This window comes from Vibrio sp. 05-20-BW147, from assembly GCF_013369385.1.
Lineage (GTDB): Bacteria > Pseudomonadota > Gammaproteobacteria > Enterobacterales > Vibrionaceae > Vibrio > Vibrio floridensis.
This window is the reverse complement of the sequence record NZ_SZTO01000103.1, coordinates 1-447: the sequence shown is the minus strand read 5'-3', so window position 1 is coordinate 447 and position 447 is coordinate 1. Positions and strand designations below refer to the sequence as shown.

General features: G+C 36.9%; 1 protein-coding gene. It reads left to right on the top strand.

Annotated features, from left to right (window positions below):
• The coding region (locus FC652_RS20270; protein WP_217904695.1) for a DUF5071 domain-containing protein at nt 1–416 on the top strand (416 nt) is incomplete at its 5' end.
• Nucleotides 417–447: the final 31 nt, after the last annotated feature.

Sequence of the window (447 nt, the reverse complement as noted above, 5' to 3'; positions counted from 1 at the left end):
TTATGCATCTAATCGGACGTCAAATGAGTAAAATTGTTCCTAAACACAAGTTAGATCTAGAAACCTGCGAGCAACTGAAGTTTTTGTCAAACGAAGAAATAGCACCTTATGTTTACGAGTTGCTTGAGTGTTTGCAGGACTTGAATTGGCCAGTTGCAGACCCTGTTTCACAAAGGTTATTGCAGTTAGATTTAGAGCTTGTAGAACCTTTGTTGCTGATTTTAAGTAGTGATGATGACGTGTGGAAATATTGGATAGTTTCGTTCTTCTTGCATTATGTAGATATTTCTGTTTACGACAGGCTAATTTTTAAACTAAATAAGATGAAAATTAGTCCAACTAAACAAGAAATCGAAGAAGAGGTTTATGAAGCTGTTTGTGAGCTTATAGAAAGTCGAAGCATAACAAGGCGTTAAAGCGGGATTCATGCCGCGTGGCATTTTTGGT